General features: G+C 68.5%; 18 protein-coding genes. 13 read left to right on the plus strand and 5 right to left on the minus strand.

Annotation, left to right across the window (positions count from 1 at the left end; all coding sequences use genetic code 11):
• Positions 1-35: 35 nt before the first annotated feature.
• Positions 36-1,112 (minus strand): substrate-binding domain-containing protein, encoded by a 1,077-nt coding sequence (locus tag AB0H76_RS27390; RefSeq protein ID WP_357329522.1) that lies wholly within the window; start codon positions 1,110-1,112, stop codon positions 36-38.
• A 49-nt stretch (positions 1,113-1,161) separates the two neighbouring features.
• On the opposite strand from AB0H76_RS27390, the gene AB0H76_RS27395 reads away from it, so the two are divergent.
• The 3 genes from AB0H76_RS27395 (at position 1,162) to AB0H76_RS27405 (ending at position 4,009) form a co-directional block, all read left to right on the plus strand.
• Complete coding sequence (locus AB0H76_RS27395; RefSeq protein WP_357329524.1) at positions 1,162-1,596, plus strand: MarR family transcriptional regulator; 435 nt, start codon at positions 1,162-1,164, stop codon at positions 1,594-1,596.
• A 141-nt stretch (positions 1,597-1,737) separates the two neighbouring features.
• Positions 1,738-2,700, plus strand: coding sequence for a nitrilase-related carbon-nitrogen hydrolase (locus AB0H76_RS27400; protein WP_357329526.1), 963 nt, complete (start codon positions 1,738-1,740; stop codon positions 2,698-2,700).
• Positions 2,701-2,722: 22 nt separating this feature from the next.
• Entirely contained in the window at positions 2,723-4,009 is a 1,287-nt protein-coding gene (locus AB0H76_RS27405; RefSeq protein WP_357329528.1) for a M18 family aminopeptidase, read from the plus strand.
• Here the strand turns inward: AB0H76_RS27405 and AB0H76_RS27410 are convergent.
• Complete coding sequence (locus tag AB0H76_RS27410) at positions 3,964-5,175, minus strand: glycosyltransferase 87 family protein (protein ID WP_357329530.1); 1,212 nt, start codon at positions 5,173-5,175, stop codon at positions 3,964-3,966. The two genes, AB0H76_RS27405 and AB0H76_RS27410, sit on opposite strands and share 46 nt — an antisense overlap.
• A 359-nt stretch (positions 5,176-5,534) precedes the next feature.
• On the opposite strand from AB0H76_RS27410, the gene purL reads away from it, so the two are divergent.
• The 4 genes from purL (at position 5,535) to AB0H76_RS27430 (ending at position 10,735) form a co-directional block, all read left to right on the plus strand.
• On the plus strand, positions 5,535-7,829 hold the full coding sequence (gene purL, locus AB0H76_RS27415) for a phosphoribosylformylglycinamidine synthase subunit PurL (RefSeq protein WP_357329532.1): 2,295 nt from the start codon (positions 5,535-5,537) through the stop codon (positions 7,827-7,829).
• Positions 7,830-7,996: 167 nt separating this feature from the next.
• Positions 7,997-9,697 carry an alpha/beta-hydrolase family protein gene (locus tag AB0H76_RS27420; RefSeq protein ID WP_357329930.1) on the plus strand — a complete coding sequence of 567 codons (1,701 nt, stop codon included), beginning with the start codon at positions 7,997-7,999 and terminating at the stop codon, positions 9,695-9,697.
• On the plus strand, positions 9,694-10,335 hold the full coding sequence (locus AB0H76_RS27425) for a CPBP family intramembrane glutamic endopeptidase (protein WP_357329534.1): 642 nt from the start codon (positions 9,694-9,696) through the stop codon (positions 10,333-10,335). Before AB0H76_RS27420 ends, AB0H76_RS27425 begins: the two co-directional genes overlap by 4 nt.
• 10 nt (positions 10,336-10,345) lie before the next feature.
• Positions 10,346-10,735, plus strand: coding sequence for a sterol carrier family protein (locus AB0H76_RS27430; RefSeq protein WP_357329536.1), 390 nt, complete (start codon positions 10,346-10,348; stop codon positions 10,733-10,735).
• 15 nt (positions 10,736-10,750) lie between these two features.
• On the opposite strand, the gene AB0H76_RS27435 is transcribed toward AB0H76_RS27430, so the two are convergent.
• The gene (locus tag AB0H76_RS27435) at positions 10,751-12,109 is read right to left on the minus strand and encodes an ABC transporter permease (protein ID WP_357329538.1); all 1,359 of its coding nucleotides are present in this window, start codon (positions 12,107-12,109) and stop codon (positions 10,751-10,753) included.
• A 166-nt stretch (positions 12,110-12,275) separates the two neighbouring features.
• On the opposite strand from AB0H76_RS27435, the gene purF reads away from it, so the two are divergent.
• From purF to purM, 6 genes are all read left to right on the plus strand, one after another.
• Positions 12,276-13,841 (plus strand): amidophosphoribosyltransferase, encoded by a 1,566-nt coding sequence (purF, locus tag AB0H76_RS27440; protein ID WP_357329540.1) that lies wholly within the window; start codon positions 12,276-12,278, stop codon positions 13,839-13,841.
• Between the two features lie 322 nt (positions 13,842-14,163).
• Positions 14,164-15,774 (plus strand): ABC transporter substrate-binding protein, encoded by a 1,611-nt coding sequence (locus tag AB0H76_RS27445; protein ID WP_357329542.1) that lies wholly within the window; start codon positions 14,164-14,166, stop codon positions 15,772-15,774.
• 101 nt (positions 15,775-15,875) lie between these two features.
• Positions 15,876-16,886 carry an ABC transporter permease gene (locus AB0H76_RS27450; protein ID WP_357329932.1) on the plus strand — a complete coding sequence of 337 codons (1,011 nt, stop codon included), beginning with the start codon at positions 15,876-15,878 and terminating at the stop codon, positions 16,884-16,886.
• Between the two features lie 95 nt (positions 16,887-16,981).
• Positions 16,982-17,971, plus strand: a complete 990-nt coding sequence (locus AB0H76_RS27455) for an ABC transporter permease (protein ID WP_357329934.1) — start codon at positions 16,982-16,984, stop codon at positions 17,969-17,971.
• The gene (locus tag AB0H76_RS27460; RefSeq protein WP_357329544.1) at positions 17,964-19,697 is read left to right on the plus strand and encodes an ABC transporter ATP-binding protein; all 1,734 of its coding nucleotides are present in this window, start codon (positions 17,964-17,966) and stop codon (positions 19,695-19,697) included. Before AB0H76_RS27455 ends, AB0H76_RS27460 begins: the two co-directional genes overlap by 8 nt.
• A 140-nt stretch (positions 19,698-19,837) precedes the next feature.
• The gene (purM, locus tag AB0H76_RS27465; protein ID WP_357329546.1) at positions 19,838-20,917 is read left to right on the plus strand and encodes a phosphoribosylformylglycinamidine cyclo-ligase; all 1,080 of its coding nucleotides are present in this window, start codon (positions 19,838-19,840) and stop codon (positions 20,915-20,917) included.
• 232 nt (positions 20,918-21,149) lie between these two features.
• On the opposite strand, the gene AB0H76_RS27470 is transcribed toward purM, so the two are convergent.
• Entirely contained in the window at positions 21,150-21,356 is a 207-nt protein-coding gene (locus tag AB0H76_RS27470) for a DUF3073 domain-containing protein (RefSeq protein ID WP_357329548.1), read from the minus strand.
• Positions 21,357-21,532: 176 nt separating this feature from the next.
• Positions 21,533-22,483: an asparaginase gene (locus AB0H76_RS27475; RefSeq protein WP_357329550.1), complete on the minus strand. Its 951-nt coding sequence runs from the start codon at positions 22,481-22,483 to the stop codon at positions 21,533-21,535.
• Between the last annotated feature and the right edge of the window lie 14 nt (positions 22,484-22,497).

The following is a 22,497-nucleotide window of genomic DNA, read 5'->3' on the forward strand; positions in this document are numbered from 1 at the left end:
ACCCCGTCACCCCTGGTGGCGGGGTGTTTCGCGTTTCAGCAGATGCGGCCGATGATCTCGAAGTCGACGCCCGCGGCGCGGGCGATGTAGCCCGGCTGGATCACCTGGTTGCCGTGGAAACAGCGGGCGCCGCCGGGTGTTTCGTAGCGCAGGTCGTCGAGCAGCGCGCGCTGCAGGCGGGGCACGTCGAGCGAGCCGACCGACTCGGCCAGCCCGCGCAGCGTGTGGATCGCCTCGTAGGTGGCGTTGCTGAAGCTGGTGAGCGCGGGCGCGAAGCTGCCGTGCCGGCGCCGGTAGCGGGCCTTGCGCGCGGCGCCGTCGACCAGTTCGTCGTCGAGGAAGAAGCTGGACGGGACGAACAGGTTGTGGTTGGCGCCGACGCCGCCGGCCAGCAGCACGTTCTCGTCGGCCGCCGGGCTGACCCGCAATTGCGTGGCCGCGCGCCCGGTCGCCGCGAACCGCCGGTTGAACCGGGATACGTCGTTGCCGACCATCAGGATGATGACGCCCTCGGCCTGTTCCAGCGCGGGCTCGGCCAGGAAGCCGCCGAAATCCGGGCTGCCCAGCGGCACGAACCGTTCCAGCACAACGGCATTCGGGTCGGCCAGGCTCTTGCGCACGACCCGGGCGGTCTCCCGCGGCCAGATGTAGTCGTTGCCGATGATCGCCCAGCGCCGGATGCCGTATTCGCGTTGCAGCCAGTGCACCGCGGGCACGGTGTGCCCGGCCGGATGCTCGCCCAGCATCAGGACGCCGGGCAGTTCGTCGCGCAGGCCCTCGTGGCCGGTGGCGAACAGGTAGGGCACCCGTCCGGCGTTGGCGCGCGCGACCGCGCGCCGCACCGCCGAGGTGTGCCAGCCGGTGATGGCGTGCACCATGCCGGTGGCCAGCAGCGCGGCGACCTCGTCGGCCACCTCGCTCGGCCGGCGGCCGCCGTCGATATGGGTGGTGCGAATTTCACGACCGAGAATTCCGGCGCCGCTGTTGATTTCGTGTACCGCGAGGGAAATCGCCGCGTCGCAGGACGGGCCCACGATCCCGCCCGGGCCCTGGCGCGGGATGATGTCCAGGATCTCGATGATGCCGTCTGGGCTCTCGCCGAACGGAGTCATTCGGTACTCTTCTTCTCGTTCGAGCACAATTCTTGGCGGGCAGGAAACAATGACGACCATTGTAGGCGGACATTCCACGCTGCATGGTGCGCTGCGCGCCGCGGAACGTCGTTGGCTGCGCCACCTCGACGAAGCTTTGTGTGCCAGGCGACTTTCCCCGGACCAATGGTCGATGCTGTGCAATTTGTCCAGTGATTCCGGCATAACCATGAGCGAATTGGCGGTGCGCTCACAGCTGGCGCCGTCCTCGGCGACCCGGCACGCGGATTGCCTCGCTGAGCGCGGGCTGATCTTCCGGGTGGCGGCCGAGGAGGACCGGCGGCGCATCCTGATCGGTCTGAGCACGCTCGGCGCGGAACTGGTCGCGGCGGTGCGCGCCGAGGAGATGCGCGCCGAGCAGGACCTGCGCGGCCGGCTGGGCGCCCGTCGATACACCGAATTGCTGCGTGTGCTCGAGCTCATATCCAGCGCCGAGTTGCCATAAACCCACCCGGTGTCGCGGGTCGGTTTCGATCAAGACACATTCGTCCCAAAAGCCTCGTTCCGAATCTTTCGTCTCCCGTGGGTGATCTTCTTCCATTAGTTTCGGATGGAATTACTTGATGGATGGATGAGGAGCGCGGCGATGGGAAACGAATCTGTTGTGTCGAACCCGGACACGGTCAATGTCGCGGTGCTCAATCACGGGATGCCGCGGCTGCATTCCCGTCCCGAGGTGCTGGCCAACTGCTACCGGATCGGGCTTCTCCTGGACGGTCTGAAATTAGGTCACCGCGACGTGGATCTCGTTGTGCTGCCCGAATATTCGACGATGGGCGTGATGTACGACGAGACCGAGCTGTACTCCACCGCCACCGTGATTCCCGGTGACGAGACCGCGGTACTGGCCGAGGCCTGCCGCCGCAACGGGGTGTGGGGCGTCTTCTCGCTGAGCGAGCGGCACGAGGAGCATCCGCTGCGCCCGCCGTACAACACCGTCGTGCTGATCAACGATCTCGGGGAGATCGTGCAGCGCTACCGCAAGATCGCGCCGTCGCCGGACGGCGAACCCTGCTATCCGGGGGACACCACCTACGTCTGCAGCGGGCCGAAGGGCATTCAGTTGTCGCTGATCATCGGGGAGGACGGCAACTATCCCGAGGTGTGGCGCGACTGCGTGGCCAAGGGCGCGGAACTGATGGTGCACTGCCAGGTGCTGCGCGGCTGCCAGACCGAACAGCAGATCGCCATGGCCAAGGCGATGGCCTGGGCCAACAATGTCTACGTCGCGGTGGCGGGCGCGGCCGGTTTCGACGGCGTGCACTCCTATGCCGGGCGTTCGATGATCGTCGACCACGACGGGCGGCCGCTCGGCGAGTGCGGCTCGGAGGTGAACGAACTACGCGGCGCCCGGCTCTCGCTGCGCGCCATCCGCGAAGCCCGGCACTACAACCGCGACCAGTTCGGCCCCTACGGGCTGCTGCACCGCGGCGAATCCCGCGGCGCCGACGCGTTCGGAGTCGCGGACTGCCCGCTCGACTTCTATCGGACCTGGATCAACGACCCGGTCAAGGCGCAGGAGCAGGTCGCCGAGATCGTCGGAATCTAGATCACTTAACTACCATCGGGGCATGCCCGCGACTACTACCGCTGCCACGGCCCCGGGGCTGTGCCAGTTCATCGATGCCTCGCCGAGCCCGTTCCACGTCTGCCGGACGGTCGCGGCGGAACTGGACGCCAACGGGTTCACGCCGCTGACCGAGGCGGCGGCCTGGCCGGCGGCGCCGGGCCGGTACTACGTGGTGCGCGGCGGTTCGCTGATCGCCTGGGCGAGTTCGGAGGACACCACGCTGCCGTTCCGCGTGCTCGGCGCGCACACCGACAGCCCGAACCTGCGGGTCAAGCAGCATCCCGATCTGGCCGTCGCGGGCTGGCAGCTGGTCGGGCTGGAGCCCTACGGCGGCGCGCTGCTGAACTCCTGGCTGGACCGGGAGCTCGGGATTTCCGGGCGGCTGAGCGTGCGCGACGGAAATACCCTGCACGACAAGCTGGTTCGCATCGACGACCCGATCCTGCGGGTGCCGCAGCTGGCCATCCACCTGGCCGAGGATCGGCGCGGTGTCCAGCTGGACCCGCAGCGGCACGTGAACGCGATCTGGGGCGTGGGCGACCGGCCGCGCTCCTTCCTGGACTTCGTCGCCGAGCGCGCCGGGGTGCGCCCCGACGCCGTGCTCGGCTGGGAACTGATGACCCACGACCTGGCCCCGAGCCGGTTGATCGGCCGGGATCAGGACCTGCTCAGCGCGCCCCGCCTGGACAACCAGGGCACCTGCTACGCGGGGTTGCAGGCCTTCCTCGCGGCGCTCGCCGAGCCCGGTGCGGCGGTGCCGGTGCTGGTGATGTTCGACCACGAGGAGGTCGGCAGCCAGTCCGATCGCGGCGCGCAGTCCGAGTTGCTGCCCACCGTGCTGGAGCGGATCGTGCTCGCCCGCGGCGGCGGCCGGGCCGAATTCCTCACGGCGCTGGCCGGTTCGGTCGTCGCCTCCGGCGACATGGCGCACGCGACGCACCCGAACTACCCGGAGCGGCACGAGCCCGCGCACCGCATCGAGGTGAACGGCGGCCCGGTGCTCAAGGTCAACCAGAACCTGCGCTATGCCACCGACGCCGCCGGGGCCGGCGCCTTCGCGCTGGCCTGCGACCAGGCCGGAGTTCCGTTGCAGCGCTACGTCCATCGCGCGGATCTGCCGTGCGGGTCCACCGTCGGCCCGATGACCGCCGCGCGCACCGGCATGACCACCGTCGACGTCGGCGCACCGCAGCTGGCCATGCACTCGGCTCGGGAGCTGATGGGCGCGGCCGACGTGGGCGCCTACGCCGCGGCGCTGGCCGCCTTCCTCACACCCACCGCCGACTGAGCGGCCACGCCGGCCAGCACCGCGAACGCGATCAGCACGTAGCTGCTGCCCACGATCTGCTGCCACCAGGACCAGTCGAGTTCGCGGTGCAGGGGCAGATGCCACTGCGGGCCCGCCAGCAGCAGCGCGGCGCAGGCGGCGACGCCGCCGAGGAACCACGGGTTGCGGTTGCCGCGTTCGATCGCGTTCGCGGCCGCCAGCAGCGCCGGGGCGGTCCACACCCAGTGGTGTGACCAGGACACGGGCGAAATCAGCAGCAGCGCGAAGGCATTCACCAGTAGCGCGGTGACGGGCGAGCCCGCGTCCAGCAGCCGGCGCATGCACACCACGGCGAGCGCGACCGTCACCGCCGACAGCGTCAGCCAGAGCGCGGTCGCCGGCTGGGCCTGGAAGCCGAGCCGGAACAGCATGCCCTTGATCGACTGGTTGCCCGCGAACTCCGGCGACCCGATCCGCCCGGTATCGAGGATGAGGTGGAACCAGTACCGCGCCGAATCCCTGGGGAACAGCAGGAAGCCCACGCCGATCGCGGCGAGCGCGGACACCGCGATCGTCTGCAATGCCTTCCAATCCCGGCGCAGCAGGAAATACAGCAGGAACGCGGCCGGCACCAGCTTCACCGAGATCGCGAGGCCGATCAGCAACCCGCGCGGCCAGAACGGCTTGCGGGCCAGGCAATCCGCGGTGACCGCCGCCATCAGGATCAGGTTGATCTGCCCGAAGCCGAAGGTCTGCCGGACCGGCTCCAGGAACTGCGCCAGCGCGACCGCGCCCAGCACCAGCGCGAGCACGCTCGGCCGCGCCAGCTCGGGCCGGAGCCGGGTCAGCACCAGCCACAGCGTGATACCGAGGCTCAGTGCCGACAGCGCGAGCATCGCCACCTCGGCCAGCGGCAACGGCAGCAGCGCGAGCGGGGTGAACAGCAATGCCGCCGGCGGGGGATAGGTGAACGGCAGACTGATTCCCAGCACCGGGGGCAGCTCGCCGTAGAGCGCCTTACCGTCCAGCCAGGCCTGGGCGCCGTTGCGGTAGACCAGCAGATCGATGTAGCCGCGCCACCACTGCGCCCGCAGCGCGATCAGCACGGAGGTGGCGAACGCCACGACGGCCAGCACCAGCCCCCAGCCCTGCCGCGCCGATACCGAATCGGCCGCCCGATCGATCATGACTCCACCTCGCTGCCGCCGGTTCTCGCATGGCCGAGTGCGCTCGGGTGTGACTTTCGTTGCGCGCGCGCACGGGCGACAGCGTAGTGGGGACGACCCGCTTCGGAGCTGCTCTGGCAACCGGTGTTTCGTCAGCAGATTTTTAGGGTCTGACAAGGTAATTCGATTGTGGTTGCGACGATGGCGTTCGACATGGGCAATCAACAGGCAATCGATACCCGGTGCTGCACCCGGGTAGGCACCGGCCGACCTGGGCGCTCCCTCTAGACTGAGCCCAGGCACTTCGCCGCAACCCAGTGACAACGCAGGTCGCTGCTCGCCGTTCCACCAGGCCCGGCCGAAAGGACCCAGGTACCTCCGTGACTCCGCAGGTCGATACCGTCAGCGCAGCCGCAGCAAGCCCCGATGCGCCGCAACCGTACAAAGAACTCGGCCTCAAGGACGACGAGTACGCCCGCATCAAGGAGATCCTCGGCCGCCGGCCCACCGACGCCGAGCTGGCCATGTACTCGGTGATGTGGAGCGAGCACTGCTCCTACAAGTCCTCGAAGGTGCATCTGCGCTACTTCGGTGAGACCACCACCGACGAGATGAAGGCCTCGATGCTCGCGGGCATCGGCGAGAACGCCGGCGTGGTCGACATCGGCGACGGCTGGGCGGTCACCTTCAAGGTGGAATCGCACAACCACCCCTCCTACGTGGAGCCCTACCAGGGCGCGGCCACCGGCGTCGGCGGCATCGTGCGCGACATCATGGCGATGGGCGCGCGGCCCATCGCGGTGATGGACCAGCTGCGCTTCGGCGCGGCCGATCACCCGGACACCCGGCGCGTGGTCGACGGTGTGGTGCGCGGCGTGGGCGGCTACGGCAACTCGCTCGGCCTGCCCAACGTCGGCGGCGAGACCGTGTTCGACGCCTCCTACCAGGGCAACCCGCTGGTGAACGCGCTGTGCGCCGGTGTGATGCGGGTCGAGGATCTGCACCTGGCCTTCGCCTCCGGCGCCGGCAACAAGATCATCCTGTTCGGCGCCCGCACCGGCCTCGACGGCATCGGCGGCGTCTCCGTGCTCGCCTCGGACACCTTCTCCGGTGACGAGTCCGGCACCGGCCGCAAGAAGCTGCCCGCCGTGCAGGTCGGTGACCCGTTCACCGAGAAGGTGCTCATCGAGTGCTGTCTGGAGCTGTACGCGGCCGGTCTGGTCGTCGGCATCCAGGACCTCGGCGGCGCCGGCCTGTCCTGCGCCACTTCCGAACTCGCGGCCGCGGGCGACGGCGGCATGCACATCGACCTGACCAAGGTCCCGCTGCGCGCCAAGCACATGACCCCGGCCGAGATCCTCTCCAGCGAGTCGCAGGAGCGGATGTGCGCGGTCGTCACCCCGGAGAACGTGGACGCCTTCATGGCCGTCTGCAAGAAGTGGGACACCCTGGCCACCGTCATCGGTGAGGTCACCGACGGCGAGCGCCTGGTCATCTCCTGGCACGGCGAGACCGTGGTGGACGTGCCGCCGCGCACCGTCGCCCATCAGGGCCCGGTCTACGAGCGGCCCGTGCAGCGCCCGGATTACCAGGACGCGCTGATCGCCGACAGCACCGACACCCTCTCGCGGCCCAAGACCGGCGACGAACTGCGCGCCACCCTGTTGCAGATGCTCGCCAGCCCGCAGCTGTGCAGCCGCAAGTGGATCACCGAGCAGTACGACCGCTACGTGCGCGGCAACACCGTGCTCGCCGAGCACGCCGACGCCGGTGTCATCCGGATCGACGAGGAGTCGGGCCGCGGTATCGCGCTGGCCACCGACGCCTCCGGTCGCTACACCAAGCTGGATCCGTACACCGGTGCGCAGCTGGCGCTGGCCGAGGCGTTCCGCAATGTCGCCACCACCGGCGCCACCCCGAAGGCCGTCAGCAACTGCCTGAACTTCGGCTCCCCGGAGGATCCGGGCGTCATGTGGCAGTTCCAGCAGGCCGTGCACGGTCTCGCGGACGGCTGTGCGGCCCTGGGCATTCCGGTCACCGGCGGCAACGTCAGCTTCTACAACCAGACCGGCAAGGACGCCATCCTGCCGACCCCCGTGGTCGCCGTGCTCGGCGTCATCGACGACGTGCACCGGCGCATCCCCACCGGCCTGGGCCTGGAGCCCGGCGAGACGCTGATCCTGCTCGGCGAGACGCACGACGAGCTCGGCGGCTCGATCTGGTCGCAGGTCGCCCACGATCACCTCGGCGGCGTCCCGCCGAAGGTCGACTTCCCCCGCGAGCAGCTGCTCGCCGAGGTGCTGAAGTCGGGTTCGCGCGACGGCATGATCAGCGCCGCGCACGACCTGTCCGAGGGCGGCTTGGCGCAGACCGTGGTCGAGGCCGCGCTGGCGGGCGAGACCGGCTGCCGCATCCTGCTGCCCGAGGGCACCGACCCGTTCGTGCAGCTGTTCTCCGAGTCCGCCGGCCGCGTGCTGGTGGCGGTGCCGCGCACCGAGGAGACCCGCTTCACCAAGATGTGCGACGCGCGCGGTTTGCCGTGGACCCGCATCGGCGTGGTGGACCAGGGTTCGGACGCGATCGAGGTGCAGGGTCAGTTCACGGTTCCGCTGACCGAACTGCGCTCGACCTTCGAGGCCACGCTGCCGAACCTGTTCGGCGCGCACATCGCCTGACGGCACTACGAAGGCGGGCCCCGGCAATGCCGGGGCCCGCCTTCGTATCCGGCCGGTTGCTGCAGGGGCGGTGCGATGGCGGCGTTGTCGCCCGCGACCGCCATACTGATCGGGTGCTCGAGAAGGCGAGGGCCCTGCGGAGGCTGCGTACGCGCGGTGTCGCGGTGATGCGCCGCCTGGAGACCATGATCGATCTCAACTATCTCGGCTTGATCTTCGCGACCCTGTTCTTCGCGCTCTCGGTGACACCGTCGCTGGTGCCGCGCGACTGGTTGTTCCAGGGTTTGATCAGCGGTATCAACGCCGCGCTGGGGTACGGCGTCGGCTGTTTGCTGGAGTGGCTGTTCCGGGTCTGGCTGCGGTACGCGCCCAAGCTCGGGCCCAGGCTGCGCGCGGCGGTCCCGCCGACCTGGGTGCGCTACGCGATGAAGTCGGCGATCCTGCTGACCGCCGCGGTGGTCGCGGCCCTGATGCTGGTGCAGTCCGCGCGCTGGCAGCGCGAGATCACCGCCCTGATGGGCATGGAGGGCACCGACACCGCCGCCTACCTGCGCACCGGCCTGCTCAGCGTGGTCGTCGGCGTCGGCGTGGTCGCGGTGTACCGCACACTGCGCCACCTCGTGCTCGCCCTGGCCCGCCAGCTCAATCGCTGGATCCGGGTGCCGCGCGAATTCGCGCCCGCGCTGGGTCTGCTGCTGCTCACCGTCTTCACCGTGACCGTGGTCAACGGCGTCGCCTCGCGCGCCTTCTTCGCGGTCGCCAACTCCGCTTTCAGCGTGCGCAACGACCACACCTCGGTGAACGCGGTGCAGCCGCAGCTGCCCGAACGGTCCGGCAGCCCGGAATCGCTGGCCAAGTGGGAGACCCTGGGTTTCGAGGGGCGCTGGTTCGTCTCGCACGGTCCGACCGCGAGCCAGATCGGCGAGCTCACCGGCAAACCCGCGCGCGAGCCGATCCGCGCCTACGTCGGCCTGGAGTCCGTCGCGGGCGGTCCGGAGGAGCACGCTCAGCTCGCCGCCGCCGAACTCGAACGCACCGGCGCCTTCGACCGCAAGGTCGTCGTGGTCGTCACCACCACCGGCACCGGCTGGGTGAACTCGCTCGCGGCCGGCGCCATCGAGTACATGTACGGCGGCGACACCGCGATCATCGCCACGCAGTATTCGTATCTGCCCAGCGTGCTGTCCTTCCTCGCGGACCGCGGCAAGGCCGCCACCGCGGGCAAGCTGGTGTTCGACGCGGTGCACGCGCACTGGTCGGCGCGGCCGCCGGAGGCCCGGCCGAAACTGCTGGTCTACGGCGAGAGCCTCGGCTCCCAAGGCTCCGAGGCGGCTTTCGACGGTCTCTCCGATCTGCGCGCCAAGGTCGACGGCGCGCTGTGGGTGGGCCCGCCCAACTCCAATCAGATGTGGAAGCAACTGGTTTCGCGGCGCGATCCCGGTTCCCGCGAGGTCGAGCCGATGTACGCCGACGGGCTGGTGGTCCGGTTCGCGGCCGAGAGCGCCGATCTGGCCCAACCGACCACCGAGTGGCGGCCGCCGCGCATCGCCTACCTGCAGCATGCCTCCGACCCGATCGTCTGGTGGTCGCCGGATCTCATCTTCTCCCAGCCCGATTGGCTGGCCGAGCCGCGCGGCGCGGATGTCTCCTCGCAGATGCGCTGGGCGCCGTTCGTCACCTTCTGGCAGGTGGCGGCCGATCTGACCAACGCCCAGGGCGTCACCGACGGCCACGGTCACCGCTACGGCTCGCTGGTGCTGGACGGCTGGGTCGCCATCGCCGAGCCGCCGGGCTGGAACGCCGAGCTCTCCGACAAGATCCGCGCCCAGCTCGAAACCGCCGAGGACATCGAGCGGGAACTCAAGTGAGTAGCGGCATCAGAGTCGCTGCCGCAGTGGGCATTCCGCTGCTCTGGCACAATTGGCTGCTGCCGGGCCTCGGTCTGAACCTGCGGGGCCGGACGGCCGCCAACGCCGGATTCGCCACCGGCTACGCGCTGCTGTTCGACGGTGCGCCGCACTGGTTCTCGGCACGTGGCCTGCGCGTCGGCCTGGCGGCGACCGCTCCCGTCGCGGCCGGATACGCTGTGGCGGTGGCGATTCCGGCGCTGCGGCAGGGCCTGGTCGAATTCGCCGATCGCGAAGCCGAGGTCTCGCCCGCCGAGTGGGCGGGCATCCACATTCCGATCGGCACCGTCTACGCGGAGGAGCTGATCTTCCGCGGCACCCTGGAACCCCTGCTGGACAACGCTTTCGGCCCCCGCGCCGGCGCCCTGCTCGGCGCCGCCACCTTCGGTCTCTGGCATATTCGGCCCGCCCGCGCGGGCGGCGACAGCGTGCCCGGCACGGTGGCCGCCACCACCCTCGGCGGCCTCGTCTTCGGCTGGCTGCGCCGCCGCGCCGACAGCGCCACCGCCCCGGCGCTACAGCACTGGGCACTCAACGCCGGTGGCGTGCTGGCCCCGCGCCTGGCCCGCTCCCGCCAAGGTGTCGGGCCCGCCCAGTAACCTCGCCGGCATGGCAGGACGTACGACCGTTGACCCCGCCGAGCTGCGCGCAGCCGTGGCGGCGGTGACTCCTTGGCTGCTGGACGAGTCTGTCGAGGCGCCGGTGCGCGCCGCGCTGGCCGCGGCGGTGCGCGGCACCGCCCGGGCGCTGGCGGCGTCCGCGCCCGGGCACTCGGTCGAGGTGCGGGTGCCGCCGTTCGTCGCGGTCCAGTGCATCGAGGGGCCGCGCCACACGCGGGGCACGCCGCCGAACGTCGTCGAAACCGACGCGCGCACCTGGCTGCTGCTGGCGACCGGGCTGCTCGGCTTCGACGCCGCGCTCGACGCGGGCACGCTCACCGCCTCCGGGAGCCGGGCGCCCGAAGTGGCGCACTGGCTCCCGATCGCGAAGGCGGGCTGATCTACCCGGGGGCGATCAATCGGCGGTGCGGTTGTCCACCGAGGCGCCGGAGTCGTCGACGACGATCGAGGAGCCGCGATGCAGTCCTTTGCGGTCGTAGAACCGGGTGACCAGCACACCCAGCACCAGCCCGACCGCCATGCCCAGCAACGCCATCCACACGCCGCGCGCCAGACCGGCTTGCAGATTCCCGTCGAAGTACAGGATGGCCCGCACCCCGAGGAACACCTGGTGCATCGGCTCGAACTGGGCCAGCCAGCCGAGGTAGCGCGGGGTCGCCTCGATCGGGACGGTGCCGCCGGAGGACGGCAGGCCCAGCACGATGAACAGGATCATGTTCACCAGCAAGCCCGCGGAGCCGATCGCCGCGAGGATCGCCAAGCCCGTGATGCCGACGGCGGCGATCGCGAGCACCCCGTACAGATACAGCGTGAACGAATTGGTGATCGGCATGTCCAGCGCCTTGCCGACCAGGACGAACACCCCGGACACCAGCACCGAGATGACCAGCATCACACCCCACTTGATCAGCAGGGTCTTGAAGCGGGACAGGTGTGTGCGCGGGTAGTGCACGAACCAGGGCCCGTATTCGGTCGGGACCACGCCGAGCGCGGCATCGATCATGGTGTGCACGGTCATCGACCCGATCAGGCCGGCGAGCAGCAGCAGCAACGCGTAGAAGAAGGCCGTCAAGCCCTCGCCGGTTCCCGAGGGCAACTGCCGGAACGGTTCGACGATGATGTCGACGGGATCGGCCAGCGCGAGCCGGGTGGCGCCGGTCAGCTCGGGCGCGGGACCGCCGCCGGGCGGGGCCAGCTGTGTCTGCACCTGCTGGGTGAGCTGCTTGCCGACCTGGGTGTCGACCTGGGCCAGGGCCTCGTTGCCGACCTTCTGCACGATGTTGGTGACGAACGCGCCGGTACGCGGGTTGGTCTGCAAGGTGATCGTCGGCTTCTGGATATCGCCGGGGATGACGCTGCCGACCCCGAGGATCCCGAGCCGCTTGCTGAAGTCGCTGGGAATGATGATGGTGCCGTAGACCTTGCCGCTCTGCATCTGCAGTTCGGCCTCGTTGATGCCGAGCTCGCGCAGGTCGACCTTGTCGGTGGGAATGCCCTGCTTCATGGCGGCGGCGACCTGATCGCCGAAGTTCACGCGCTGCTGGGCCTCCGGCGGCCCGGTGACGTCGCCCTGATCCTGGTTGACCAGGGCGATCGGGAAGTCGTGCAGGTTCTTCTCCGGGTCGACCACGTAGGCGAGATACATGGTGCCCAGCAGGGCGCTGAACAGCGTCAGCACTATGATCGGTGCCAGCCAGGCGCGTGGCCGCAGTCGTGCGGCCTGGGTGCTCTCCACTTCCGCCGATGTCGTCACGTCGGGACGGTAACAGCAGTCGAAGTCGATATTCGGCAGCTCGGCCCCGGTGTCGCCGGTCACTCTCGAGGGCAGATTGCCGCCGGTATGCGGTGGCGGTGCTCGCGGCGGGATATCGATCCGTAGAATGATGTTGCCCCCAGTCCGCCCGAATAGGGAGCAAACGTTGACCGACGTCAGCCAGGCAGTCAATCCCGATCAGGACGAGAACGAACCACGCGAGGAATGTGGCGTTTTCGGTGTCTGGGCCCCGAGCGAGGACGTGGCGAAGCTCACGTACTACGGGCTCTACGCATTGCAGCACCGCGGCCAGGAGGCCGCGGGTATCGCGGTTTCCGATGGTTCGCAGATCCTGGTGTTCAAGGATCTGGGCCTGGTAAGTCAGGTCTTCGACGAGCAGACGCTCGCCGCCATGCCGGGGCATATCGCCGTCGGCCACTGTCGCTACTCCACCACGGGCGGGGTGACCTGGGAGAACGCGCAGCCGATCTTCCGCACCACCGCCGTCGGCTCCGGACTTGCCCTGGGCCACAACGGAAATCTCGTCAACACCGCCGAATTGGCCAGCCGGGCAAGGGAACTGGGTCTCACCGGCGCCGGAGTGCACGGTGGCCGCCCGCAGCCCGCGGCCGCGACCTCCGACTCCGACGTGGTGACCGCGCTGCTCGCGCACGCCTCCGCCGACTCCTCCATCGAGCAGGCCGCGATGGAACTGCTGCCGACGCTCAAAGGCGCGTTCTGCCTGACCTTCATGGACGAGCACACGCTCTACGCCGCCCGCGATCCGCACGGCGTGCGCCCGCTCTGCCTGGGCCGGCTCGACCGCGGCTGGGTGGTCGCCAGCGAAACCGCAGCATTGGACATCGTCGGCGCCGCGTTCGTCCGCGAGATCGAGCCGGGCGAACTGCTGGCGATCGACGCGGAGGGCGTGCGCTCCATGCGTTTCGCCAATCCCGAGCCCAAGGGCTGCGTCTTCGAGTTCGTCTACCTGGCGCGTCCCGACTCCACCATCTCCGGCCGCTCGGTGCACGCCACCCGCGTCGAGATCGGCCGCCGTCTGGCCGGCGAACACCCGATCGACGCCGACCTGGTGATCCCGGTGCCGGAGTCCGGTACCCCCGCTGCCGTCGGTTACGCGCAGGGCTCGGGTCTGCCCTACGGCCAGGGCCTGATGAAGAACGCCTATGTCGGGCGCACCTTCATCCAGCCCAGCCAGACCATTCGCCAGCTCGGCATCCGGCTGAAGCTGAATCCGTTGCGCGAGGTGATCCGCGGTAAGCGGCTCATCGTCGTCGACGATTCGATCGTGCGCGGCAACACCCAGCGCGCCCTGGTCCGCATGCTGCGCGAGGCCGGCGCCTTGGAGATCCACGTCCGGATCGCCTCGCCGCCGGTGAAGTGGCCGTGCTTCTACGGCATCGATTTCGCCTCGCGGGCGGAGTTGATCGCCAACGGCGCCGGCGCCGACGACAGCTACGACGACATGGTGGAGGCGGTGCGCCGCTCCATCGGCGCCGACAGCCTCGGCTACATCTCCACCGAGGGCATGATCGCCGCCACCGAGCAGCCGCGGTCGCGCCTGTGCTCGGCCTGCTTCGACGGTGAGTACCCGATCCCGCTGCCCACCGAGGCGGCCATCGGCAAGAACGTCCTGGAAGGCATGCTCAGCGGCCAATCCGAGGCGATGCTGTTGAGCGAGAACGCGAATGCGAGCGCGCTCAGCCGCCCCTAGTACCGAGTTCGAACACCGAAGGCGTCCCCGCGGGGGCGCCTTCGGTCGTTTCGGCGCGTTGTCTGAGGAGGTGCCGTGGCCTACTCGAGACACGATTTTCCGGAAATCCGAGCCAACCTGGACATATGACCTGTCAAGGGGGCTCCGCACGCACCGGACTCAGTTCGTCTGCTAACACGCCGGTGATTTTTTCTTCGAAAACGCAACTCGCCGGAAATGGTTCCTGGGTAGGTTCCCGAGATATATCGCTAGTTCACCGTGTCCGCACCCGTCCTGTGATCCAGGACGACCCGGTGCGGACACGCACGAGAAGTGGGGCCTGATGTTGGTTTCAAAGACGCCTGGGCAGCGCACCCGAACGAGGCTGATTACAGCCGTCGGTCTGGCCGCGCTGGCGTCATCGGTGGTCGCGGGGTGTGGATCCGGTAACCAGGACGACGGCGGCGACGGCGCCGGCCTGGTCGTGGGTACCACGGACAAGATCTTCTCGCTCGATCCTGTTCCCGCCTATGACAACGGTTCGCTGGTGCCGGAGACGCAGATCTACTCCTACGTGCTGAATTTCGAGCCGGGCGACACCACGCCCAAGCCCGACGCGGCGGAGAAGTGCGAGTTCGCCTCGCCGACGGTCTACACCTGCAAGATGAAGCCGGGCTTGAAGTTCGCCAACGGAAACCCGTTGACCGCCAAGAGCGTCAAGCATTCCTTCGACCGGATGGTCAAGATCAACGACCCGAACGGTCCCGCCTCGCTGCTCGGCAACCTCGAGAAGACCGAGGCGCCGGACGATCTCACGGTGAACTTCACGCTGAAGGTCGCCAACGATCAGACCTTCCCGGCGATCCTGCCGACCCAGGCCGGGCCGATCGTGGACGAGAAGGTGTATCCCGCCGACAAGGCGCTCACCGACGAGGAAGTGGTGGCGAAGAAGGGCTATTCCGGCCCGTACGTCATCACCAGCTACGACAAGAACAAGCTGGTCGAATACCAGGCCAACGCCGACTACAAGGGCATTCTCGGCACGCCCAAGACCAAGCAGATCTCGGCGAAGTACTACGCCACCAGCGACAACATGAAGCTGGATCTGCAGAACGGTTCACTGGACGCGGCCTACCGCTCGTTCAGCCCGACCGACGTGGAATCGCTGAAGACCTCGGACAAGGTGAAGGTGCACGAGGGCCCCGGCGGCGAACTGCGTTACATCGTCTTCAACCTGAACACCATGCCCGGCGGCACGCCGGAGCAGAAGCTGGCCGTCCGTAAGGCGATGGCTTCCAGCGTGGACCGTGCCGCGCTGGCCACCAACGTCTACAAGGGCACCTACACGCCGGCGTGGTCGCCGATCGTGCAGGGCCAGCCCGGCGCCACCGAGCCGTTCAAGGACATCTACGGTGACAAGCCGAGCAAGGACAAGGCGGCCAAGTTCCTCGCCGACGCCGGTGTCGCGGTGCCGGTCGAACTGAACCTGCAGTACAACCCCGACCACTACGGCGGCTCCAGCTCCGAGGAGTACGCGGCGGTCAAGTCGCAGCTCGAGGCCAGCGGCCTGTTCAAGGTCAACCTGCAGTCCACCGAATGGGTTACCTACCAGCGGGAACGGGCGCGTGACGCGTACCCGCTGTACCAGCTCGGCTGGTTCCCGGACTTCCCGGACCCGGACAACTACCTGACCCCGTTCTTCGCACCGAACAACTTCCTGCAGTCCCACTTCGAGGATCCGCGCATCACCTCGCTGCTGACCTCGGAGACCACCGAGACCGACAAGATCAAGCGGCTCGAGATCCTCAAGACGATCCAGCAGGAGATCGCGCAGAATCACATCCCGATCCTGCCGCTGCTGCAAGGCAAGCAGATCGCCGTCGCCGGTACGGGCGTCCAGGGTGTCACCCTCGACGGTTCCTTCAAGTTCCGATACACGACGCTGAGCAAGTGAGTTCCGATATCGCAACCGAGTCCGGGCCTGAAAAGGCCCGGACTCGGGGGTTCGGGCTGCCGAAATTCGGTAAGGGGAGCGGTGATTCCCGCCAGGCCGCGTTGGCCAGGTATCTGGGAATTCGCCTGCTGATGATCCCGCTGACCGCGTGGATTTTGGTGACGGTGGTGTTCTTTCTGATGCGGGTGATCGGTGATCCGATCAGCGCCGCCATGGGCGGGCGCATGACCCAGGATCAGATCGAGATCCGCAAGGAAGCGGCCGGTTTGAATCGGCCGATCCTGGGCCAGTATTGGGAGTATCTGACCAATCTGCTGAGCGGTGATTTCGGCCGCTCCCAGGACGGCCGCGATATCGGTGAGGTCATCACGACCTACGGCGCCGCGACCCTGGAGTTGGTGTTCTGGGCGCTGATCGTCGCCTTCGCGGTCGGTGTGCCGCTGGGCAGATACGCGGCGACGCACCGGGATACGGCCGTGGACGCGGGCTTGCGGATGTTCGCGATCCTGGCCTACGCGGCGCCGGTGTTCTTCGTCGGACTGTTGCTGAAGCTGCTGTTCTCGGTGAAGCTGGGCTGGCTGCCGGTGGCGGGCCGGGCCAGCACCAATGTGGAGCTGCGGTTGCAGCACGTCTCGCCGAAAACCAACATCATGGTGGTCGACGCGATCCTCTACGGCAACAACGACTATCTGATCGACGTGCTCAAACACGCCGTGCTGCCGGCCATCGCGCTCGGCCTGCTGACCGCGGGCGTGTTCCTGCGTCTGGTCCGGATCAACCTGATCCAGACCCTGCGCGCCGATTTCGTCGACGCGGCGCGAGCCCGCGGCCTGACCGCGCGTCAGGTGACCGGCCGGCACGCCTTCCGCAACGCGATGATTCCGATCGTCACGGTGATGGGCATGTACATCGCGATGATGCTGGGCGGTGCGGTGCTGACCGAGACCACCTTCGAATGGAAGGGACTCGGTTTCCAGCTCGCCGAATATCTCAAGGCCCGCGATTTCATCGCGGTCCAGGGCATCGTCGCGTTCATCGCGGTGGCGATCGCGGTGATGAGCTTCGTTGTCGACGCCATCGTCGCGTTGATCGACCCGAGGGTGAGGTTCTGATGACCACACCGGAATTGCTGAACGACTCGGTCTCGGTGACACCGGTCCCGCCGGTGGTGAACCGCCGCGGGATACCGGGGCTGCGCCTGTTCACCATGACCTCGGGCCTGCAGCGGGTGACCCTGATCTTCGGGCTCGCGCTGATCGGGATCTTCGTGTTCGTGGCGATCTTCGCGCCGCTGATCGCGCCCTACGGTTTCGCCCAGAACTCCGCGGACGGTGTGGGTTTCGCGAGCCAGCAACCGCCCTCGGCGGAGCACTGGTTCGGTACCTCGGTGCGCAGCGAGGACGTGTTCTCCCGGGTGCTCTTCGGCGCCCGCACCGCGCTCTACGTGATCGCGCTGTCGCTGGTGCTCTCGCTGGTCGTCGGTGTGCCGCTCGGCCTGGTCTCCGGGTACGTGGGGCGCTGGCTGGACAAGGCGCTGGTGCTGTTCATGGACGCCATGTACGCCTTCCCGACACTGCTGCTGGCCATCGTGGTCTCCATCGTGGTCGCCGGCGGCGCGTCCAGCAGCTTCGGCGGCGTGCTCTCGGCCGCGGTGGCGATCACGGCGATCTTTGTGCCGCAATACTTCCGGGTGGTGCGCAACGCGACCATCGCGGTGAAACAGGAACCCTATGTGGACGCGGCCCGCGTCACCGGCGCCTCCACCGCGCGGATTCTGTACAAGCACGTGTTCGCCAATGTCACCCAGTCGCTGCCGGTGATCGTCACCCTCAACGGCGCCGAGGCCATCCTCACGCTGGCCGGCCTCGGGTTCCTCGGCTTCGGCATCGAGCCGACCCAGGCCGCGGAGTGGGGGTACGACCTGAACAAGGCGATTTCCGATGTCTCCAACGGGATCTGGTGGACCGGAGTGTTTCCCGGCACCGCCATCGTGCTGGTGGTGCTCGGGATGACGCTGGTCGGGGAAAGCCTGAACGAGGTCCTCAACCCCTTGCTGCGGACCCGGCGGACGGCGCGGCCGACCACGGTCGGCAGCGATGTCATCGTGGACGCCGCCGGCGAACCCGAAATGGCGGCCGCCACCGAGGCCCCGGCCACCCCGAAAACCGGTGCGGCGAAGGAGAACGGCGATGAGTAACCCGCAGACGGCGCCGGACGGGCCCGCCCTGTCCATCCAGGGGTTGTCGGTCACCTTCGCCACCGACGCGGGCCCGGTCCATGCGGTCAGCGACGTGTCCTACGAGGTCTTCCCCGGCGAGGTGCTCGCCATCGTGGGGGAGTCGGGTTCGGGCAAGTCGGTGAGCTCGCGCACCGCGATGGCACTGCTGCCGGGCACCGCCCAGGTCACCGGCCTGGTCACGCTCGGCACCCAGGCAATCACCAAGATGAGCGAGAAACAGCTCACCGCCCTGCGCGGCGGCGCCATCTCGATGGTGTTCCAGGAGCCGGGCTCGGCGCTGGATCCGCTGTTCACCGTCGGCTTCCAGATCTCGGAAGCCCTGCGCGCGCATACGGAGATGTCCAAGAAGCAGGCCAAGGTGCGTGCGGTGGAACTGCTGCGTCTGGTCGGGCTGCCCGATCCGGAGCACCGGGTGGACTACTACCCGCACCAGCTCTCCGGCGGGCAGAAGCAGCGCGTGGTGATCGCCATCGCCATCGCCTGCGAACCCAAGGTGATCATCGCCGACGAGCCGACCACCGCCCTGGACGTCACCGTGCAGGCCGAGATCCTGGAGCTGCTGCGCGATCTGCGCGACCGCATCGGCAGCGCCATCGTGCTGATCACCCACAACATGGGCGTGGTCGCCGACCTGGCCGACCGCGTGGTGGTGATGTGGAACGGCAAGGTGGTCGAAACCGCGCCGGTGGACGAGCTTTTCGCGCATCCGAAGGAGGAGTACACCCGCAAGCTGCTCGCGGCGGTACCGCACCTGGGCGCGCGCAAGGAAACGACCGCGACCGTTCAGGTCACCGAGCCCGCGCTCACGGAGTCCGAGCGGGCGCTCGCGCAGCAGGCCGAGCTCGGCGGCCAGCCGGTGCTCGAGGTGTGCGATCTGGTCGTGGAATTCCCCGGCCCGTTCGGGCGCCCGCGCTTCCGCGCGGTCGACGATGTGAGCTTCACCATCGCGGCGGGCGAAACCGTCGGCCTGGTGGGCGAATCCGGCTCGGGCAAGTCCACCATCGGCCGTTGCGTGGCCGCGCTGCAACGACCCAGCTCCGGGCTGGTGCGGGTGCGCGGCGAGGCGATCTCGGGGATGTCGCAGCGGCAGCTGCGGCCGATCCGCAAGCGCTTCGGGTTCGTCTTCCAGGATCCGGCGACCTCGCTCAACCCACGGCTAACCGTGGGCGACTGCGTCGCCGAACCGTTGCTGGTGCACAAGATGGGCAGTGCCGCCGAGATCCGGGAGCGGGTGCGGCACATGCTCGACGACGTCCAGTTGCCCGCGGGCGCCGAGCGCCGGTACCCGCACGAGCTATCCGGTGGCCAGCGCCAGCGCGCCAGCCTGGCCCGGGCCCTGGTGACCGGGCCGGACCTGCTGGTGGCCGACGAGCCGACCAGCGCGCTGGACGTCTCGGTACAGGCCGCGGTGCTCGACCTGTTCGGCGAGTTACAGCGCGACTGCGGGTGGGCGTGCCTGTTCATCAGCCACGACCTGGCCGTGGTCGACCAGCTCTCGGACCGCATCGTGGTGCTGCGCAACGGCGCCGTGGTCGAGCAGGGGCCGCGCGACAGCATCCTGCGCGATCCACAGCAGGAGTACACCCAGCGCTTGGTTGCCGCGGTGCCGGTGCCGGACCCGGTCGAGCAACGCCGGCGCCGGGCCGAAACCGCGGCGCTGTTCGCCACGGACAGCGCGGGCTGAGGTCCGGATAGTGGTCGCTAGCGGCCCCGTAGCGGAAGGGCGTCAAGCGCCCCAGCCAACTCCGCTGCGGAGCCGTTATCCGGTTCCGGTAGCGTGAGCAGGCATCTATCCGCCGATTCGGTTTGGAGCTTTCCCCGAAAATGACTGAACAGACCCCCTCCGGTGCTGGGGCTTCCTACGCCGCGGCCGGCGTGGACATCGAAGCCGGTGACCGCGCAGTCGAGTTGTTCGGACCATTGGCGAAGAAGGCCAGCCGTCCCGAGGTGCAGGGCGGTCTGGGCGGCTTCGCCGGATTGTTCGCCCTCAAGGGTGGCTACCGCGAACCGTTGCTCGCCGCCTCCACTGACGGTGTCGGTACCAAGATCGCGGTCGCGCAGGCGATGGACAAGCACGACACCGTCGGGCTCGACCTGGTCGCGATGGTCGTCGACGACCTCGTGGTCTGTGGCGCCGAGCCGCTGTTCCTGCAGGATTACATCGCCATCGGCAAGGTCGTTCCGGAGAAGGTCGCCGAACTGGTCTCGGGTATCGCCGAGGGCTGTGTGAAGGCCGGCTGCGCGCTGCTGGGCGGCGAGACCGCCGAGCACCCGGGCCTGATGGACCCCGACGACTACGACCTCTCCGCTACCGGCGTAGGCGTCGTGGAGGCCGATTCGGTGCTCGGCCCCGACCGTGTCCGCCCCGGCGACGTGGTCATCGCCATGGGCGCCTCGGGCCTGCATTCCAACGGCTACAGCCTGGCCCGCAAGGTGCTGCTCGACATCGACCGGATGTCGCTGACCGGGCACGTCGAGGAATTCGGCCGCACCCTGGGCGAGGAGCTGCTGGAACCGACCCGCATCTACGCCAAGGACTGCCTGGCGCTGATCGCCGAGACCGACGTGCGCACCTTCGCCCACGTCACCGGCGGCGGCCTGGCCGCGAACCTGGCCCGGGTCCTGCCCGCGGGCATGGTCGCCGAGCTCGATCGCGGCACCTGGAGCCCGGCTCCGGTGTTCAAGATGATCGCGCAGCGCGGGCGTGTCGAGCGTGTCGAGATGGAGAAGACCTTCAACATGGGCGTCGGCATGGTCGCCGTCGTCGCGCCCGAGGACGTGGACCGGGCGCTGGCGGTGCTCACCGCCCGCCACATCGAGTGCTGGACCCTCGGCACGGTCAAGAAGGCCAAGGACGCCGACGCGCTGCGGGCGATCCTGGTGGGCGAGCACCCGCGCTTCTGATCCGGCCCCTGAACCACTGAAAGCCCCGGCCACGGCCGGGGCTTTTCAGTATGTCCGGAGTTGTTGGCGGCCAACGAGTTCCGGGCTTTGTCCAGCTACGACTCAGCGCCCCGCATCGCATCGATGAGGGCGCTGATTTCGTTATGAAAAGTCTTACAGCGTTATCCGCAGCACGGTGTCAACGTTCGAAGGGGGAGGCCCGCCGACCTCCCCTTCGGTGAAGATCCGAATCTCAGCGGCGCCAGTCGTCGTCCTCATCCCAACTACGGGATGGGGACTCGTCTGCGTCGTGCTCCTCGGACAGCACTCCACCACTCATCTGAGAGTTGGGGCTACCCGAAAGCTCGCGCTGAAGGCTCGAGAAGTCGGTGTTATGCGTGCTGTACTTCAGCTCGCGTGCAACCTTGGTCTGCTTTGCCTTAGCCCGGCCACGGCCCATGGCTGACCCCCTCGCGTCACTGCGGGGCGGCCTGGGGTGTGTTGGCGGCCCCGTTCGAATTAATACTCTTCCTGACAGACACTTTAGCGTGTGTCAGGCGCTCGCGCTTCCAGGAGTGGGGGAAGTACTCCGGAAGTGGTGTCGTTTGCCCGGTTGTCGCCCTCTGCCCGGGTTGCCTACAGCGCGCCGGGGATCGCCCGGATCACCCCGACCCGGGCCCCACCACCCATGATCGGCAGCGCCGCGAGTTCGCTGTGCGCGTCGGTCCATTCGACTCCCAAGCGCTGCAAAAGAGCCAGCGTCAGGGGCATTCGGGCCCGGTCATGGCCGTCATCGATCTTGTAGGCGAAGGCCGATCCGTCCGGCAGCGCACCCGCGTGCACGCCGTCGGCACCGATCTTGCAGACCAGGCCGGGGGTGGCCGCCATGGTCAGCAAGTCGGGGCCGTTCGTGCCGGAAATCACTCGCGGATGCGCGCGAATCGCCTCGGCGACGCGCCGTTCCGGCGTGCCGGGTGCGGCGGTGACCATGGCGGCGAACGCCCGCGCGAGATTGACCAGGGAGACCGGGATGATCGGCAGGCCGCAACCGTCGATACCGAGATCGGTCTCGGGCTCGCCGGTGAGCTCGGTGATGGTGGCGATCACCGACTGCTGCAGCGGATGGTTCTCGGCCAGGTAGCCCTCGGTCGGCCAGCCGTTGATCTGGCAGGTCGCGAGCATGGCGGCGTGCTTGCCCGAGCAGTTCATGTAGAGCTTGCGCGGCGGGCCGGCGGTGACGGCGGCGGCCCGGGCGCGATCCTCGGACGGGTAGTCGGCGGGGCATTCGAGCTGCTTCTCGTCGAAGCCGAACCGCTCCAGCAGGCGCTGCACCAGGGCGACATGGTCGGGCTCGCCGTAGTGCGAGGCCGTGGTGATGGCCAGCTCGGCGTCGTCGACCGGCTCGAAGCCGTTGCGCAGCAGGGTAATCGCCTGCATCGGCTTGTTGGTCGAGCGCGGGAACAGGGGCAGATGCACCTCGCCGCGCTCCAGCGTGGGCTCACCGTCGGCGCCGAGCAGCACCACCGAACCGCGATGCACGCACTCCCGGAACCCGGACCGCACGACCTCGACCAGCTCGACACTCACGCCTGCGCCTCGCT

The sequence above is a fragment of the Nocardia sp. NPDC050712 genome (genome assembly GCF_040654295.1).
In the GTDB taxonomy this organism is placed as follows: domain Bacteria; phylum Actinomycetota; class Actinomycetes; order Mycobacteriales; family Mycobacteriaceae; genus Nocardia.